We start from the raw sequence: 1,281 nt of genomic DNA, 5'->3' as shown, positions 1-1,281 counted from the left end.
TAATGAGCACAATCATCGACATCCACGCCCGTGAAATTCTTGACAGTCGGGGCAACCCGACGGTTGAGGTGGACGTGATTTTGGAAGACGGCACGATGGGCCGGGCGGCGGTGCCGTCGGGGGCCTCGACCGGCGCCTATGAGGCGGTGGAAAAGCGCGACGGGGACAAGGCGCGCTATATGGGCAAGGGCGTGCTGGAAGCTGTCGCTGCAGTGAACGGTGAGATCGCCGAAGAACTGGTTGGCTTTGACGCGACCGAACAGGTCGCCATCGACCAGGCGATGATCGAACTGGACGGAACCGAGAACAAGGGCCGTCTGGGCGCGAACGCCATTCTGGGTGTCTCGCTGGCCACGGCCAAGGCCGCAGCCGATTTCACCACGCAGCCTCTGTATCGCTATGTCGGCGGCACATCGGCGCGCGTTCTGCCCGTGCCGATGATGAACATCATCAATGGTGGTGAGCACGCGGACAACCCGATCGACATTCAGGAATTCATGATCATGCCGACCTCGGCCGCGAATATTCGCGAAGCGGTGCGCATGGGGTCCGAGGTGTTCCACACGCTGAAACGCGAACTGTCGGCGGCAGGTCTGGCCACTGGCGTCGGCGATGAGGGGGGCTTTGCACCCAACATCGCATCCACACGCGAAGCGCTGGATTTCATCCTGCAATCCATTGAAAAGGCAGGTTACAAGCCGGGCGAGGAAATCCACCTTGCCCTGGATTGCGCCGCCACCGAGTACTACAGGGACGGCAAATACGTTCTGTCGGGCGAGAATATTTCGCTGACCTCCGAGGAAAACGCCGAGTATCTGGCGGCGCTGGTCAAAGACTATCCGATCATCTCAATCGAAGACGGCATGTCCGAGGATGACTGGGACGGGTGGAAGGCCCTGACCGACGCTATCGGCGACAAGGTCCAGCTTGTGGGCGACGACCTGTTTGTGACCAATCCCGCGCGTCTGGCCGAAGGGATCGAGCGCGGCTGCGCGAACTCGATGCTGGTCAAGGTGAACCAGATCGGATCGCTGACCGAAACCCTGCGCGCCGTCGATATGGCCCACCGTGCCCGTTATACCAACGTGATGTCGCACCGCTCGGGCGAGACCGAGGACGCCACCATCGCCGATCTGGCCGTGGCGACCAATTGCGGCCAGATCAAGACCGGCTCGTTGGCGCGGTCGGACCGGTTGGCCAAGTACAACCAACTGATCCGCATCGAGGAATCGCTGGGCGAGGTCGCCGAATACGCTGGGGCTTCGATCCTGAAGCGGTGAA

Annotated in this window: 1 protein-coding gene; it reads left to right on the top strand. The window is 61.5% G+C overall.

Annotated elements, in window-relative coordinates; genetic code table 11:
* The first annotated feature begins 2 nt into the window (after positions 1-2).
* Positions 3-1,280, top strand: a complete 1,278-nt coding sequence (gene eno / locus GOX75_RS20210) for a phosphopyruvate hydratase (RefSeq protein WP_171126153.1) — start codon at positions 3-5, stop codon at positions 1,278-1,280.
* Position 1,281: the final 1 nt, after the last annotated feature.

The sequence above is a fragment of the Ruegeria sp. HKCCD7251 genome (assembly GCF_013031165.1).
Taxonomy (GTDB): Bacteria; Pseudomonadota; Alphaproteobacteria; order Rhodobacterales; family Rhodobacteraceae; genus Ruegeria.
Note: the sequence above shows the minus strand (reverse complement) of the source record. Positions and strands in the feature narration are given on the sequence as shown.